Annotated in this window: 17 protein-coding genes; 7 read left to right on the top strand and 10 right to left on the bottom strand. The window is 63.7% G+C overall.

Features of this window, described 5'->3' with window-relative positions:
* The first annotated feature begins 33 nt into the window (after nucleotides 1-33).
* Nucleotides 34-426, top strand: coding sequence for a hypothetical protein (locus tag Y88_RS19140; RefSeq protein WP_157132592.1), 393 nt, complete (start codon nucleotides 34-36; stop codon nucleotides 424-426).
* Here Y88_RS19140 and Y88_RS06690 read toward each other — a convergent pair.
* Together Y88_RS06690 and Y88_RS06695 are read right to left on the bottom strand one after the other, a co-directional pair.
* Entirely contained in the window at nucleotides 423-869 is a 447-nt protein-coding gene (locus tag Y88_RS06690) for a DoxX family protein (protein ID WP_008067473.1), read from the bottom strand. The genes Y88_RS19140 and Y88_RS06690 overlap by 4 nt on opposite strands.
* A gap of 147 nt (nucleotides 870-1,016) precedes the next feature.
* Complete coding sequence (locus tag Y88_RS06695; RefSeq protein ID WP_008067475.1) at nucleotides 1,017-1,283, bottom strand: BufA1 family periplasmic bufferin-type metallophore; 267 nt, start codon at nucleotides 1,281-1,283, stop codon at nucleotides 1,017-1,019.
* A 215-nt stretch (nucleotides 1,284-1,498) separates the two neighbouring features.
* On the opposite strand from Y88_RS06695, the gene bufA2 reads away from it, so the two are divergent.
* From bufA2 to Y88_RS06710, 3 genes are all read left to right on the top strand, one after another.
* Entirely contained in the window at nucleotides 1,499-1,780 is a 282-nt protein-coding gene (gene bufA2 / locus Y88_RS06700) for a BufA2 family periplasmic bufferin-type metallophore (RefSeq protein WP_008067476.1), read from the top strand.
* A 138-nt stretch (nucleotides 1,781-1,918) separates the two neighbouring features.
* Entirely contained in the window at nucleotides 1,919-2,779 is an 861-nt protein-coding gene (gene bufB / locus Y88_RS06705) for an MNIO family bufferin maturase (RefSeq protein ID WP_008067478.1), read from the top strand.
* Nucleotides 2,776-3,561, top strand: a complete 786-nt coding sequence (locus tag Y88_RS06710; RefSeq protein ID WP_008067479.1) for an HvfC/BufC N-terminal domain-containing protein — start codon at nucleotides 2,776-2,778, stop codon at nucleotides 3,559-3,561. The genes bufB and Y88_RS06710 overlap by 4 nt, the downstream gene beginning before the upstream one ends.
* A gap of 16 nt (nucleotides 3,562-3,577) precedes the next feature.
* On the opposite strand, the gene Y88_RS06715 is transcribed toward Y88_RS06710, so the two are convergent.
* The 5 genes from Y88_RS06715 to Y88_RS06735 form a co-directional block, all read right to left on the bottom strand.
* A complete protein-coding gene (locus tag Y88_RS06715) occupies nucleotides 3,578-4,219 on the bottom strand; it encodes a DUF1109 domain-containing protein (RefSeq protein ID WP_008067480.1) in 642 nt (213 codons plus the stop codon).
* The gene (locus Y88_RS06720; protein ID WP_008067481.1) at nucleotides 4,216-4,710 is read right to left on the bottom strand and encodes a sigma-70 family RNA polymerase sigma factor; all 495 of its coding nucleotides are present in this window, start codon (nucleotides 4,708-4,710) and stop codon (nucleotides 4,216-4,218) included. Before Y88_RS06720 ends, Y88_RS06715 begins: the two co-directional genes overlap by 4 nt.
* Before the next feature lie 140 nt (nucleotides 4,711-4,850).
* Nucleotides 4,851-6,260: a succinylglutamate-semialdehyde dehydrogenase gene (gene astD / locus Y88_RS06725; RefSeq protein WP_018075787.1), complete on the bottom strand. Its 1,410-nt coding sequence runs from the start codon at nucleotides 6,258-6,260 to the stop codon at nucleotides 4,851-4,853.
* Entirely contained in the window at nucleotides 6,260-7,270 is a 1,011-nt protein-coding gene (locus Y88_RS06730; protein ID WP_008067498.1) for an arginine N-succinyltransferase, read from the bottom strand. Before Y88_RS06730 ends, astD begins: the two co-directional genes overlap by 1 nt.
* Nucleotides 7,271-7,281: 11 nt before the next feature.
* On the bottom strand, nucleotides 7,282-8,484 hold the full coding sequence (locus Y88_RS06735; protein ID WP_008067499.1) for an aspartate aminotransferase family protein: 1,203 nt from the start codon (nucleotides 8,482-8,484) through the stop codon (nucleotides 7,282-7,284).
* A 196-nt stretch (nucleotides 8,485-8,680) separates the two neighbouring features.
* Between Y88_RS06735 and Y88_RS06740 the strand changes: the two genes are divergently transcribed.
* Nucleotides 8,681-9,598, top strand: a complete 918-nt coding sequence (locus tag Y88_RS06740) for a LysR family transcriptional regulator (RefSeq protein WP_008067500.1) — start codon at nucleotides 8,681-8,683, stop codon at nucleotides 9,596-9,598.
* Here the strand turns inward: Y88_RS06740 and Y88_RS06745 are convergent.
* Entirely contained in the window at nucleotides 9,547-10,494 is a 948-nt protein-coding gene (locus Y88_RS06745; RefSeq protein ID WP_018075788.1) for a LysR family transcriptional regulator, read from the bottom strand. The two genes, Y88_RS06740 and Y88_RS06745, sit on opposite strands and share 52 nt — an antisense overlap.
* 88 nt (nucleotides 10,495-10,582) lie before the next feature.
* Between Y88_RS06745 and Y88_RS06750 the strand changes: the two genes are divergently transcribed.
* The gene (locus Y88_RS06750; protein ID WP_008067502.1) at nucleotides 10,583-11,827 is read left to right on the top strand and encodes a VOC family protein; all 1,245 of its coding nucleotides are present in this window, start codon (nucleotides 10,583-10,585) and stop codon (nucleotides 11,825-11,827) included.
* A gap of 36 nt (nucleotides 11,828-11,863) precedes the next feature.
* Here the strand turns inward: Y88_RS06750 and tauD are convergent, their stop codons facing one another.
* Complete coding sequence (tauD, locus tag Y88_RS06755; protein ID WP_018075789.1) at nucleotides 11,864-12,691, bottom strand: taurine dioxygenase; 828 nt, start codon at nucleotides 12,689-12,691, stop codon at nucleotides 11,864-11,866.
* A gap of 58 nt (nucleotides 12,692-12,749) precedes the next feature.
* Nucleotides 12,750-13,091 (bottom strand): hypothetical protein, encoded by a 342-nt coding sequence (locus Y88_RS19345; RefSeq protein ID WP_169333628.1) that lies wholly within the window; start codon nucleotides 13,089-13,091, stop codon nucleotides 12,750-12,752.
* Here Y88_RS19345 and Y88_RS06760 point away from each other — a divergent pair.
* On the top strand, nucleotides 13,075-15,543 hold the full coding sequence (locus tag Y88_RS06760; protein ID WP_018075790.1) for a TonB-dependent receptor plug domain-containing protein: 2,469 nt from the start codon (nucleotides 13,075-13,077) through the stop codon (nucleotides 15,541-15,543). The genes Y88_RS19345 and Y88_RS06760 overlap by 17 nt on opposite strands.
* Nucleotides 15,544-15,636: the final 93 nt, after the last annotated feature.

The raw sequence follows: 15,636 nt of genomic DNA on the forward strand, positions 1-15,636 counted from the left end.
TCAGGGCAACCGAAATCACACAATGGAGATGATGTGGAATTAGCCGATTATCTCGAGCGAATAGTCGATCCGACATTTGCAGATTTTCGCAGCAATCCGAGATCAGGGCGCCATGCTTTTCTCGCTTGCGTAGCGGTGTTTCATGCTGTCGATCGAGCCGCGCATCCACGCAAAGCGAGCACCCTTCGACAGGAGTGGAGGAAAAGATCATTTGATTTTCTATTAGTCGACATGGTCGCACACCACTTCAAACATGTGCAGAGTTATTTCGAAAAACAGCCAACTCTAAAAAATAAAATCCCACTCCATTGCGCAATATTTAACAAAAATAAAATTGATGAAGAATCAATGGGACTTGACCTTCACAATATTTACTTCGCCATAAGAGACGCCATCACATTCATTAAAAAACAATCTGAAAATTAAATATTATCCTCGCCAAAAAATCGATCCAAGGCGAATGTGCCGCCACCCTGGGCGATCAGGGGGAGCAGCAAACCGGCCCATGACAGATGGGTCGGCCAGGCGTCGGGATAGACGAAAACCTCGATCACCGTCGTCATGCCCAGAATCGACAAGGCGGCAAAGCGCGTGCCGAGGCCAAGGACCAGCAGGATCGGAAAGAGGTGTTCGGAATAGGTCGCGATATGGGCCGCGACATGGGGTGGCAGGAACGGCAACCGGTAATCGGTTTCGAACAGGTAATAGGCGCTGTCGGTGATCGTCAGCAGGCCGCTGACCTTGGTCCGTCCCGACAGGAAGAAGATCGAGGCGATCCCGAGCCGGGCCACCAACAGGAGAACCGAGGCAGGCAGCAGTCGCTCGGCGAGCCCGGTCGCACGACGGTAGAGATGGGTCAGAGAAGTCATCGCCGGGCCTTTCGACTGGCAGGAAAAAAGCGCTTCCCTTGACGACCTTGTCCCGAGGGGGGCTGGACCAGGCTGGCGCGGGTTCCAGTAGGCGAGGCGGAACATGAACCGGCACCCGTGCAAGGGAAGCGAGTCAGGGCAACGCGATCAGCGCGGGGTCAGCGAACCGTGACCCTTGGGCGTCTTGATCGAGGTGCAAGTACCGGCCTTGACCAGCTTCCACGAATTGCCCTGGTAATCGGTCTTTTGCGTTCCCGCACAAGTGGTGCCGGCACCGGCCGCACAGTCGTTGTGTCCGGCGCGGGCGACACCATAGCACTTTTCCATCGCGGGCTTGCTGTCCGCTGCATGGGCGACACCTGCGGCAAGGCCCAGAGCCAGTGTCGCGGCAAGAGAGGCATGGGAAAGCTTCATTCGTCTATTCCTTGAAATGCGTGTTTCGGGAGCAGCGCGAGCGTTCGGCGCCGCCTGTGTTCGGCAATTCGCTCGGTCCGGAAACACGGTTACAGCGCATTCAAATTTCTTGCGCCCGGTGCTCGGATGCGGAAATATTTCGTCCGACCTGTAACGCCCGAGCGTCGCCGGACGAAAAACCGGACGCCGATCCGGCACAACCGGGAGAACCGATCATGAAGACCAATACCGCCAAGTTCGCTTTCAACACGCTCGCCCTTGCCAGCCAGGCTGCGCTCGTCGCTGCTGCGGTTGCCGCCATGCCGGTCCCGGCCATGGCCAAGCAGGCCAAGGTTGTTCACTGCTACGGCGTCAACGCCTGCAAGGGCCAGTCGGACTGCGCCACCGCGCACAATTCGTGCAAGGGCCAGAATTCGTGCAAGGGCCAGGGTTTCAAGGCCGAGAGCAAGGAACAGTGCAAGGCCGACGGCGGCAGCCTGACCGCTCCGGCGAAGTAAGCGGAGCGACTTTACGCTTCTGCGACGGGATGAGCTCGTTGCAGCACGAAATCATCCCTGGCACGCGGGCGGCTGGACGATCTCTCCCCGGATCGACCGGTCGCCCGTCTGTCGTATGGGGCTTGCCAAAAGCAGGACATGCCGATGTCGTCTTCCCTCCCCATCCCCGCACTCGGTGCCTTTGGCCTCGGCATGCGACGCCCCCATTACGGCGCCTATATCGACGGCACTGCGCCGGTCGATTTCTTCGAGGTCATTTCCGAAAACTTCATGGGCGTCGCCGGGCGTCCGCGTGACACGCTGCTGCGGGCGCGGGCGAACTATCCCATGGCGTTGCACGGCGTTTCACTGTCGGTCGGTTCGGCCGATGGCCCCAACCACGCCTATCTCGACAAGCTCAAGACCCTGGTCGACATGATCGAGCCATCGATCGTGTCGGACCATCTGTGCTGGACCGGGATCGACGGGTTCAATTCGCACGATCTCCTGCCCGTGCCATTGACAGAGGAAGCGCTCGACACCGTATGCCGGGCCGTCTCGATTACGCAGGACCATCTCGGGCGGCGGATGCTGCTCGAAAATCCGTCCAGCTACATCGCCTTTCCCGGCACCATGCCCGAATGGGAATTCCTGTCGGAAATGGTCCGGCGCACAGGGTGCGGATTGCTGCTCGACGTCAACAACATCTTCGTCAGCGCGACCAATCACGGGCTCGATCCCTTGTCCTGGCTCGACAACCTGCCACTCGGCGCAGTGGGACAAATCCATCTGGCCGGGCACAGCATGGGCGCCCATGGGCTTGTCGATACCCATGACCAGCCGGTGACTGATGAAGTCTGGGCGCTCTATGCCGAAACGATCCGCCGCACCGGTCCGGTGCCGACCATGATCGAACGCGACGGCAACATTCCCGAACTCGACGAACTCGTGGTCGAACTCGATCTCGCCCGCGACGCCGCACAGACGGAAACCGTCCAGACTGGGGAGCTTGCCGCATGAGCACGCCCACGATCCTCCCCCTTGCCGAACTTCAGCGCCGGTTCTGCGCATGGCTGCGCGAACCCGACGAGGATCGGGCAAGCGAACAAGCCGCCGTGCTCGGCGTCGGGCCCGGCCTGTCGGTCTATCAGAACAACTATCGCGTCACGCTGGTCGAAGCCCTGCGCGAAACGCACGGACGCGCGGCGCTCTATCTGGGCGAAAGCGATTTCGACGCGGCGGCGGCCCATCATGTCGATGCCCGCCCGCCTTCAAGCTGGACGCTCGATGCCTATGGCGACGGATTTCCCGACACGCTGACCGCGCTGTGGCCCGACCGGCCCGAGGCGGGCGAGCTTGCCATGATCGACCGCGCCGTCGGCGACACCTTCGTCGCGCCCGACGCCGAACCGATCGCCCCTGCAGCATTGGGCGAAGTCGACTGGGACACCGCGCGGATCACGCTTGTCCCCTCGCTTCTGCTGCTCGAAATCGCGACCAATGCCGACGAACTGTGGCTGGCGCTGACCCATGACGAAGGGGCCCATGACGAAGGAAGCCCTGCGTCGCAGATCCTGCCCCAGCCGCAAACGCTGGTGATCTGGCGACAGGGGTTCGAGCCGGTCCTGCGCCGGGCCGATGCCATGGAAACACGCGTGATGCGCCAATGCGCGCAAGGGCTGACGTTCGCAGAGATCTGCGCGGATCTTGCCGGTGACCATGACGAGGACGTCGCGGTCAACATGGCCGGAACCTTGCTCGGCCAATGGCTGGGCGAAGGGCTTGTCGCCGCGATCGGTTGATCGCGGCGTTCGCCTTTTACCAGCGCAGCAGACGGGGGCCGAGCAGTGCCCCGACAATCGCCGCCAGTCCCATTCCCAGCGTATACCAGGTCAGCACGAACAGCGCCGAGGATTCGGGGCAATGCAGGCAATAGAGCGTTGCCCCCCATGCCCCAGCCGACAATCCCGCCGTCGCCCCGGCCAGCCCCAGCCGTGTCGGCGCCAGACGGCGGAACGACCACAGCAGGCCGCCGAAAATCGGCAGCGACAGCATGAAGACATTGCGCGAGCAGACCTGCCAGCTTGCCCCCAGCCACATCGCCAGCCAGCCCGCACGCGGGGTCGTCATCAATTCATGGATACCGATCGCGGCAAGGCCGAGCACCGGCAGCGCCATGATCCACAGCCAGCCACCGACGCCGCCATCGGGCCGGGCCAGCCGCGCGGTCGCCGCCGTCGCACAAAACGCAAGGCTGATCGTATAGGCCCATTTCATCCAGAACGTCGGGCCATGCATGGCAAGCGCCAGATCGGGACGAAATCCGAGCCAGCCGCCGACCACCAAGGCCGTCGCCACGCCACCCAGGACGATCCCGCCCACAAGACGACGCCCCAGCGTGTGCCGGGACACCGGGCGGAGGTCGCGCGCGAGCGCTTCGATGAGGTCTTCCTCATTCATCGCAAACTGTCCCTGACGCGTGCGGCAAGAGCCTTGAGCCCGCGATGGGCTGAAACCTTTACATCCGACTCGCCGATCCCCAGACGACTTGCCGCTTCGGCGGTACTCAATCCATCGATGCGCGTCGCCCTCAGGACCGCCGCCTGCTTGGCCGGTATCCCTTCGAGCAGACGATTGACATCGGCGCGGGCATCGCTCGCTTCCTCGAACGCGAATTCGTCGGCGAAGTCACCAATATCGTCGAACGAGACCGCATGGCCACGACGACGATAGCGGTCGATCATCTTGTATCGGGCGATCGCGAACAACCACCCGCCAAAGGGGCGCTGCGGATCGTAAGTGGCGCGTCGTTGGTGCACGGCAATCAGCGTTTCCTGTATCAGATCCTCGACATCGTCGTTACTGCCGCCCAACCGACGCCGGAAAAATCCGCGCAGCAGCGGCAGGAGCGCACGCAGAAGGGCGGCGTGGGCAGTGCCATCGCCGTCCATCCCTTTTAGCATAAGGGCCTTGAGGTGCTGTTCATCCGGCCGCATGCGCATCCCCCTGGATTTCGCAATCCGCCCGGCAATGGTTACACCATTCCGGGCGGCGCGAAATATTTTTGGATCTGCGGCTCCGGATCAGGACGTCAGTCCAGCCCCGGAATCGGGACAGGTGCCAGTTGCGGCGCTTCGAAACTGGCCACGGGATAAGCGCAATAGTCCGCCGCGTAATAGGCGCTGGGCCGGTGATTGCCGGATTCGCCAAGGCCACCGAAAGGCGCAGCCGACGCGGCCCCCGTGGTCGGACGGTTCCAGTTGACTACCCCGGCGCGAATGGTGTCGATGAACCGATCCCAGAGATCGGCATCGGCCGACAGCAGCCCGGCACTCAGGCCAAAGGCCGTCGCATTGGCCGCCGCGACCGCCGCATCGAAATCGACCACGCGCACGACCCGGAGCACCGGAGCAAAGATTTCGGCGTCGGGCACGTCGATCCCGGTCGCGTCGAGAATGACCGGACCGAAAAAGGCTTCGCCCCGCTCCTCGACAATGCTGCGATCGAGGAGGACGCGGCATCCCGCATCGACCAGCCCGGCAAGCGCCGCCCGCCCGCCGCGTGCGGCTTCGGGTGAAATCAGGGGCCCCATGAAAGCCTCGTCCTCACCCGCCCCGATGGGCAGGCGCGCGGCAAGATCGACAAGCGCCGTCACCAGCGCGTCGCCCGCCGCGCCCACCGGCACGATCAGGCGCCGCGCGCACGAACAGCGTTGCCCGGTCGTGATGAAAGCCGAATGGACGACCAGATTAGCGAGCGTTTCGGGATCGGTCTCGCTGTCCCACGCGACCAGCGGATTGTTGCCGCCCAGTTCGAGCGCCAGAATGACACCGGGCCGATCGACGAACGCCTGACGGAAATGCCGCCCCGCCGTGGCCGACCCGGTGAACAGCAGGCCGTCGATGTCTTCATCGATGAGCGCCGCGCCGGTATCGCGCCCGCCCTGCACCACTTGCAGGACTTCGGCCGGAACGCCCGCCGCATGCCAGGCCTCGACCATCGCCGCGCCGACGGCAGGTGTCTGTTCGGAAGGCTTGAACACCACCGTGTTCCCCGCGATCAACGCGGGAACGATATGCCCGTTGGGCAAGTGTCCGGGGAAATTGTAAGGCCCGAGCACGGCCATGACCCCATGGGGATGATGGCGCAGGACCGCCCGTCCGAACAGCTGCGCGGTCTCGCTCGTCCCGGCGCGCTCTGCCTGCGCACGGATGGAGATTTCCACCTTGCCGATCATCGCGGCGACTTCTGTCCGCGCTTCCCACAAGAGCTTGCCGGTCTCGCGGCTGATAAGGCAGGCCAGATCCTCGCGCCGGGCAACCAGTTCCTCGGCATAGGCGCGCGCGATCCCGACGCGGTCCTCCAGAGGACGACGGGCCCAGTCGGCTCCCGCCGAACGGGCACGGGCAACAGCGGCGGCACAGTCGGCGGCATCAGCCACGCGGCCTTCCCAGACGAGATCGCCCGTCGCGGGATCGAACGACTGCAACAGCTCAACCATCAACACACCATGACCATGTCGCCGGACCCTACCCCCAGCCCCCGGGCGACTGCGGAGGAGAGGACAATCGCTTCATCGCCCACAAGCACGCCTGCGCGCAAGGCACGGAACGCAGCCGCCGCCGGAACCGCGAGCAGGCGTTCGGGCGCCGCCGCCAGCGACGGATCGTCCGCCACGTGTGCAGGCAGGATACGCGCGTCGCGGACCGTCGCAATGCGGTCGCGCGGAACCACCATGGTCGGCCCGCCATCGAATATGTCGATGAGGCCGGAGGCGGCGAACCCTTCGTTTTCCAGCATGTGCCGCGCCGCCTCGCCATGGCGGTGGACCATGCCGATCGCCTCGCGCGCTTCGGCCGGGACCAGTTCGAGATAGATCGGGTGACGCGGGGCGAGATCGGCGATGAACTGCCCGTCGGTCGTGGTGATCATGTGGTCGGCCTGTTCGAACGGCAGGCGAAAGAACTTGGCCGCGATCCCTTCCCAGAACGGGCTGATGTCGCGCTCGTCGAACCAGCCGCGCAATTCGGCCATGACCGTCTGGGAAAACCGTTCACGCGCCGCCGCGATCAACATGTAACGGGCGCGGGCGAGCAAGGCCCCGGTTCCCGCCTGCCGCCGCCCCGGACGCAGGAACAGCGAACCGACTTCGGAATGGCCGGTGCATTCGTTGACCAGAACCAGCGCCTGATGATCGAAACGCGTGGACGTGGCCGAGCTGAACTGCGTGAAGGTCACCACGCGGAAGGAAAAGTGCGGGCGTTGCAACCCGACCGCGCCCTTGACCCCGGCAACCCCTTCGATGCGCCCGGTCGCAGTGTCCTCGAGCATCAGCACGTACCACGCCTCGGTCGGATCGACCTGCCCGGCAAAGCTTGCGGCGCTGAGCTCCAGCCGCTGCGCCAGTGTCTCGCGGTTCTCCGGCAGGCTGGTGAAGCCCTTGCCGGAGAGATAGGCGAGTTCGAGCAGGGCGTCGGTATCCGCCGGACCGCCCGGCCGTACGACCAGCATCGAAGTCCGGCTCAGGCCGCTTGCGCCAGACGGCGACGAGTCGCGGCAAAGGCCGTGGCCAGCCGGTCGAGCGCCTCGTCCACTTCCTTGTCCGTGATGATGAGCGGCGGCAGCAGGCGAATGCAATTGTCCCCGCCCCCTGCGACAAGAAGCCCGTGATCGCGTGCAGTCGCCATCATCTCGCGATTGTTGACGGCAAGCTTGACCCCGATCAGCAGCCCCTTGCCGCGCACGTCGAGCGCGATGTCGCCAAAGGCCACGACCAGCTTGCCGAGACCCGACATGAAGCGTTCACCCATCTGGCGCGCATGATCGAGCAGGGTCGGATCGGCAAGCAGGTCGAATGCCGCGAGGCCGACCGCCATGGCGAGCGGATTGCCCCCGAAGGTGGTGCCGTGGCTGCCCACGACCATGCCCGAGGCCGCGTCACGGGTCGCAAGACAGGCGCCGATCGGGAAACCGCCGCCCATTGCCTTGGCAATCGCCATGATGTCCGGCTCCGCACCCGGCGCCCACTGATGCGCGAACAGGCGACCGGTCCGGCCCATGCCGCACTGCACTTCGTCGTGAATGACGAGCACGCCCGCCTTGCGGCACATGTCCTTGAGACGGAGCAGCCATTCGGGCGACAGCGCCCGTGCGCCGCCTTCGCCCTGCACCGGCTCGACCAGAACGGCCGCCGCCGTCGGCGCCGCAATCGCGGCAACGAGCGCCGCTTCGTCATCGAGATCGATCTGGACATAGCCCGGCAGGCGCGGACCGAAACCATCGAGATAGGCGGCATTGCCCGATGCATTGACCGCCGCATACGTCCGGCCGTGGAACGATCCGGCAAAGCCGATCACGTCGATGCGGTGCCCGTCGCCACGCGCGGCGTGATAGCGGCGCGCGGTCTTGATCGCGCATTCGATCGCTTCGGTGCCCGAATTGGCAAAGAACGCGACGTCAGCAAAACTGGCCTGCGTCAGCTTGTGCGCGAGCTGTTCCTGCGCGGGAATGCGGAAGATGTTCGACACGTGCCAGAGCTTTTCGGCCTGGTCCTTGAGCGCGGCGACAAGACGCGGATGGCAATGCCCGAGCGCATTGGTCGCAATCCCGCTGACGCAATCGAGATAGACACGGCCATCGGTCGCATGGAGCCAGACGCCCTCGCCCCGATCGACTTCGAGCGGCGCCCGGTTGTAGACGCCCATCAGTGCTTCGTTCCCGCTCATTGCCGACCTCGCTTGTGACCGCAGCCATGGAAAGGTGCGAACCAAGCCGCACCGCATCATGACCGGATTGCATGAACCAAGGCCCGGGACGCTTTCTGGGCTGGGCCTTTATGAGCGGTTGATTTTATCGGTTTGAAACGACATCTCAAAACACGGAATCCGCATCGACTGATGCATCGGACGCATCAAGGACATCATGTTCAACCGCAACCTGCTGCCGCCGATGGGGGCGCTTCATGCCTTTATCGAAGCGGCCGAGACCGAGAATTTTTCCGCCGCCGGGGCTCGGCTCGGCCTCAGCCAGAGCGCCGTCAGCCGTCAGGTCGCCGTGGTCGAGGCCATGGCCGGAACCGCGCTGTTCGAACGGCGCGGACGCAGGGTCGTGCTCAATGCCGCGGGAAGAAAAGTCTACGCCGCGCTGCTGCCTGCACTGGACCAGATTGCCGGGGCGATGCGGGCCGTGCGCGCCCGCGACAGCGAACTGACGATCGCAACCTTGCCGGGATTCGGCATGCGTTGGCTCGCTCCGCGCCTGCCGCAACTGAGCGCGCGACATCCCGACATGATCGTCAACCTGACCGTGCGGATCGATCCTTTCGATCTGGCGCGCGAGGGGTTCGATGCCGCGATCCATTTCGGCGCCCCTGACTGGCCCGACGCGGACCATCTGTTCCTGTTCGAGGAAGAGCAGGCCGCCGTCGCCGCCCCCGATTGGGCACAGGTCAACGGGATCGTTCACCCGGAGGACGTGATCGGCGCGCCCCTCCTGTTCCAGACCTTGCGCCCGCGCGCGTGGAACGAATGGCTGGAAAGCCAGGGGATCGCAGACGCCCCGCCCCTTGGCGGAGCGCGATTCGATCAGTTCATGATGCTCGCACAGGCCGCCCAAGCCGGGGCGGGTCTTGCCATGGTGCCAAGTTTCCTGATCGAACCGGAACTTGCCTCGGGCGCTCTGGTCGAACCGTTCGCCCATCGCCTGAAAAGCCGCTCGGCCTATTATCTGGTCCACGCGCGGGGCGCCGCCTCCCCCGCCTTGTCCCGGTTTCGCGACTGGCTGGTCGATCAGGCCGCCTCGGACAAGACCCAGTCTCGGAAGGCGAGCAACGGGGGGTAATCGCGCCGATGCGGCGGGAAGGCGAGCCAGTACCGCTCTGCACTGTCGACCGGGTCCAGCCCTCCTGCCACCACGAGCGCCCCACTCGCGAGTTCATCGGCGACCAGAAAGACCGGCATCAACGCCACGCCCAGCCCCGCCATCGCCACTTGCGCAGCAGTCGCGAACTGATCGAGCACCATACCCGGAACCGGCGCCGTCCCGCCGTGCCCGGCAAACCAGCGCCCCCAGCCGTCAGGACGGGAAGCGAGCCCGATCAACGGCGCGCGGGCCAGGGCGGCAATCGCATCATTTGGTGCAAGGGGCACTTCAAGCCCCAATTGCGCGGCCAGGGCGGGAGCCAGAACCGGCACGACCTGCTCAGCCATCAAGGGGACCAACTCTGCACCGGGCCAGTCGTCGCCCGACCCGAAATGGATGGCAAGATCGAGCGGATCACGCGCGAAATCGAACGGTTCCAGCCGGGTGGACAAGTGCAATGTGATCCCCGGATGCCGCTCGCCAAAGCGCCCCAACCGGGGCGCGAGCCAACGGGTTCCGAACGTGGGCAGGACCGCCAGCGTCAGCACCCCGCCTTCGGGATTGACCCGGCACCCGAGCGTCGCTGCACTCAGGATCGCAAGGGCCCGGCGCACTTCCCCCGCATAAGTCCGCCCGGCCGGAGACAGGCGCAGGCTCTGCCGCTCGCGCACGAAGAGATCGCGACCGACCATGTCCTCAAGCGCGCGGATCTGCCGGCTGACCGCGCTTTGCGTCAGGGCCAGTTCGCGCGCGGCCGCCGTCACACTGCCCAGACGCGCCACGGCTTCGAACGCCTGCAACAGCCCGGTCGGCGGCAGATGGCGTCGCGCCGACGGCAGCTCATTCCCGTTTGGAATGATTTCAGTCGGAATCATTGCTTGATGACGCGGCTGGGCAAAGGCAAATCATGACCAATCGGTATGCCGGAACCGCAAGACCGGCAAGATGTGTCAAGGAATTCCCATGAGCGCCCTCGTCGATCCCGATCTGATCCGCACCCGCTTTGCCGCGGCCCTGTCCGACATGTACCGGGCCGAAGTGCCGCTCTATGCGGACCTGCTGGCGATCGTTGCCGACGTGAACGCGCGGGTCCTTGCCGAACGCGGCGAAGAGGCCGAAGCCCGCATCGAGATCGAACGCCATGGCGCCATTCGGGTCGGCACCGCCGAAGAACTGGCGACGATGGCGCGCGCCTTTGCCGTCATGGGCATGGAACCGGTCGGCTATTACGACCTCGCTCCTGCCGGGGTCCCGGTCCATTCGACGGCCTTCCGCCCGACCAGCGAAACCGCTCTTGCGGCCAATCCGTTCCGCGTGTTCTGCTCGCTGCTGCGTCATGAACTGATCGAGGACGAAACCCTGCGCGCGGAAGTCGGCGCCATTCTCGCGCGCCGATCGATTTTCACCCCCGAGGCACTCGCCCTGATCGCGCAGGCCGAACGCGCGGGCGGGCTCGACGACGCGCAGGCCGATGCCTTTGTCGTCGCGCTGCTCGAAACCTTCCGCTGGCACGCCGACGCGACGGTCAGTTCGACGACGTACCAGCACCTTGCCGCGCAGCATCGGCTTGTCGCCGACATCGTCGCGTTCAAGGGGCCGCATATCAACCACCTCACGCCGCGCACGCTCGACATCGATGCAGTGCAGGCCGAAATGCTGCGCCGGGGCATTGATGCCAAGGACGTGATCGAAGGGCCACCGGCCCGCGCGGTGCCGATCCTCTTGCGCCAGACCAGCTTCAAGGCGCTGACCGAAGCCGTGCGCTTCACCGATCAGGCTGCGGGCGAAGCCGGACGCCACACCGCGCGCTTTGGGGAAATCGAACAGCGCGGCGCGGCGCTCACGCCCAAGGGCCGCGATCTTTATGACCGCCTGCTGGGCGAAGCCCAGTCCGGCGACCGTTCGATCCCGCACGAACAGCGTCTGGCACAAGCCTTTGCCGTATTTCCCGACGACCTCGACACGCTCGTCGCCGAGGGCCTGATCTATGTCCGCCGCAAGGACGACGGCACCCTCGCGCCGATCACCTACGAGGATTTCCTGCCCGTCAGTGCCGCAGGGATTTTCCAGTCGAACCTGTCGGGCGAAGCACGCCGTGACTATTCGCAAGTCTCGTCACAGGCCGAGTTCGAGACCGCGCTCGGCCGGGCGGTCATCGATCCCTTTGCGCTTTACGCGGCGATGGCCGAAACGCCCGCCATCGCCTGATCCCCGAACGGGAGAACCGCGCCGCGCAGGTTGGTATCAGACCACCGGATCGCCGACGATCGTGGCGCGGTTCATCACCCGGCGCGTCTTGCCATAATCGTACGTGGCATAGTGCTGGGTGCTGCGATTATCCCAGATAGCCACGTCTCCGGCCCGCCATTTCCACCGCACGGTAAATTCCGGGCGAATGACGTGGGCAAACAGCATCGCGAGCAAGGGCTCGGCCAGCGGCGGCTCCATACCGACAATCCCGGTCGTAAACCCCTCGCTGACAAAGATCACTTTGCGACCGGTATCGGGCAAGGTGCGGATGACCGGATGGGTGATCGGTGGATTGGACCGCTTGGCCGCCTCCAGCTTGAGCTTGGTTTCCTCGTCGAAGCCGAACCGTTCAGCCGGGAACGACTTGGCGATGTCGTGCGTCGCTTCAAGCGTCGCCAGCCAGGTCTTCATCCCTTCGGGCAAGGCATCGTAAGCCGCCGCGGCGCTCGCCCAGAGCGTGTCGCCCCCGACTTCGGGAACCTGCTTGGCCAGAAGAACCGCCCCGAACGACGGTGACTTGGTAAAGCTGACGTCGCTGTGCCAGGTCGCATTGTCACGCAAATCGTTGAGCGCGGTGTCGAGCACCATAATTTCCGGCACATTGGGCGCGCTCGGATAGATCGGATGGATATGCAGCGGCCCAAACCCGGCAGCCAGATCGCGCTGCTCGACTTCGGTCAGAGTCTGGTCGCGAAAGAACAGGACCTGACGCTCAACCAGCGCTGCTTTCAATTCGGCTCGCGCTTCGTCAGTCAATGGCCGCGACAGGTCCATTCCCGTCACGAGCCCGCCAATGGAGGGAGTCAGTGGTTCGACGATCATGTCACTCTCCAGACCAAACCGGGCAATTCCGGGCCAAGGATGCGCTGTGAAGGATGACTCAGCTGGCCGCCAACGATGAAATCTTTGTTACAGCATGAGCAAAACTGATAGCCGGGCATGTCACCAATAAAAACCGCCCACCAAACACGGCAAGACCATAAGCACTTAAGAAATTCCCATAAAAATAAAATATACATTTTAAATCATAACGATGATGCAGCATGTTACACGCAGAAATAACCGATTGAGCAATCCTGATTTCTGCACTGCAACAGGCTCGCCCATGGCTCCCCCCGTTCGAGAGATCGGGGGAAATCATGAGGAAATCGACTTTTGCAGTTTTGACTGCAGGGATTGCTTTGGCTGCCTTGACGCAGGCAGGCATGGCACGCGCAGCCACGGCCGAAGCGCCGGAAACCACACCTCCATCCGCCGATACCGCTCCCGCCGAAACGCCTGCGGATGCATCGGGGATTGTCGTCACCGGCTTGCGCGGCGTCCATCTGCGCAGCCTGACGCAAAGTCCGGCGCCGGTCGATGTGGTTCAAGGCAGCCAGATCACCCAGGCCGGACGTGCCGAATTCGGCGAAGCCCTTGCGCGGTTGCTGCCATCGATCAACTTCGTCAACAATCAGGCGGGCGTGACGTCGATCGTACGTCCGATCGTCAACCGGGGCCTTGGCCCTGCCTATACGCTGGTGCTCGTCAACGGCAAACGCCGCCACAACAGTGCGCAGATCACAGCGGGGACCGGCGACAACAGCGGCGTCAATCCGACCGATTTCGATCTCATTCCCCAAGGTCTGGTAGGGCAAGTCGAAGTGCTGAAAGACAGCGCAGCGGCCCAATACGGGTCGGACGCGGTCGCCGGGGTCGTCAACGTCAAGTTGCGCAATGCCGATCACGGTTTCGGAGCACAATTCACCGCAGGCAGCCTCTATCAGGGACAGGGGGAATTGCAGAGTTGGAAAGCGCAGGCCGACGCCGGGTTCAAACTGGGTGACGGCGGGTTCCTGCACATCAGCGCCGACGGACGCCATCGCGGCATGGCCTGGTGGAATTTCCCGGCGACCAACGGCAATTTCTATGGCTCGGCAACAGCCCCCGATGCCGCCGCACAAGCGAAAAACGCCACGTGGAACCGCGACGGCGCGCACAATGGCGATCCCCGGATCGACGCGTGGGACGTTGCCTACAACGCTCGCCTGCCCATTTCAGACACGGTCGCGCTCTATTCGTTCGGCACGTACGGCCAGCGTCTGTCGGCGGCGGGCAACAATGTGCGTCGCGAGAACGGGCAGGCCAGTTTCGATTCCCTGTTCCCCAACGGCTACATTCCCATCAACAACATCAGCGAAAACGACTGGCAATTCGTGCTCGGCGCCGACGGCGATCTCTCGGGCTGGAAATGGGATCTTTCGACCAGTTACGGCCGTGATCGCGCGCACCATTTCAGCGAGTTGACGATCAATCCTTCGCTGGGTCCGAATGGCCCCACCTCTTTCGGCAATCTTGCGACTTACAAGTTCAAGGAATGGGTCAGCAATCTCGACGCGACCAAATCCTATGACATCGGCCTTGCCAAGCCTTTGCAAGTCTCGTTCGGCGCCGAATATCGCTATGACACGTTCCGAACGGTCGCAGGCGATCCCGACGGTTATCGCAACGGCAGCTATATCTATCAGTCCGGCGACCAGTTCGAGGATGTAAACGTCGGCAAATACGCCTTGGTCGGAGCGCAATCGTCCTTCACCATCCGTCCTTCGGAAGAGGCACTGATCCATCGCGGTGTCCTGTCCGGCTATGGCGACATCGGCCTCTATCCGCTGCGTCGATGGTATATCGGGGTCGCGGGACGGGTCGAACATTACAGTGACGCCTCGGGCACGACTGTCGGAGGCAAATTCAATTCGCGCTTCGACTTCACCAGCCATTTCGCCTTGCGCGGGACGATCGGCACGGGATTTCGCGCGCCGTCGCTGTCGCAAATCGCCTATGCCCAGACCGACAACCGCACGACGATCCTCAACGGCAATATCGTGCCTGCCCTGTCGGTTCTTGCACGCAATGATTCACCTCTCGCTCGTGCGCTCGGCGCAACCAACCTGAAGCCTGAAAAATCGGTCAATTTCGGGTTCGGGGCGGTGTGGGAAATCAATCGCGACATCTCGATCACGGCTGACGCCTATCAGGTGACGGTAAAGCACCACATCATCCGCACCGGCAATCTCTATGGCGCCAATGTCCGCGCGGCATTGCTCGCCAACGGATATACCGGGACCGAATACGTGACCTACTTCACCAATGCGGTCGATACGCGCAGCCGTGGGCTCGATGTCGTCATCAACGGCCGTCACAACTTCGACAGGTTCGGAAAGCTCGATCTCACGGCCTCGTTCAACTGGAACAAGGCCGTCATCCAGAAGATTGCCGACACCCCCGGCGCGATCGGCTCGCTCGACAGCGGGTTCTATTTCTTCGGCCGCGACCGTCAGGGCGAACTTTCGGTCGGCAATCCGCAGACCAAGCTGGTCCTGACAGCGAACTGGGCCCTTCATCCGGTCAATGTGAACGTCCAGACTACCCGTTACGGTGAACTGACGTACTGGCGCTCGCAATTCTCGAGCCAGGACCTGCGCTATGGTGCCAAATGGGTCACTGACATCGACATCGGTGTCGACGTGACGCGCTTTGCCAAGCTCTCCGTCGGCGCGGCCAACGTGTTCAACGTGCGCCCCGATGCAGCGGGGCCGATCGATGCCAATACCGGCGTGGCCTCGCTCGTCTATGGGCCATCGCCCTTCGCGCCAAGCGGCGGATATTACTATGGCCGCGTGTCGGTGAACTTCTGATGGCCGGGCCGCATCAGGGCATCCGCCGTCGCGAAATGCTGGCCGCAAGCGCAGGCGTGGAAGCTGCCTATGCCCGCCTTGCCGAGGAATTGC

The sequence above is a fragment of the Novosphingobium nitrogenifigens DSM 19370 genome, from assembly GCF_000192575.1.
Classification (GTDB): domain Bacteria; phylum Pseudomonadota; class Alphaproteobacteria; order Sphingomonadales; family Sphingomonadaceae; genus Novosphingobium; species Novosphingobium nitrogenifigens.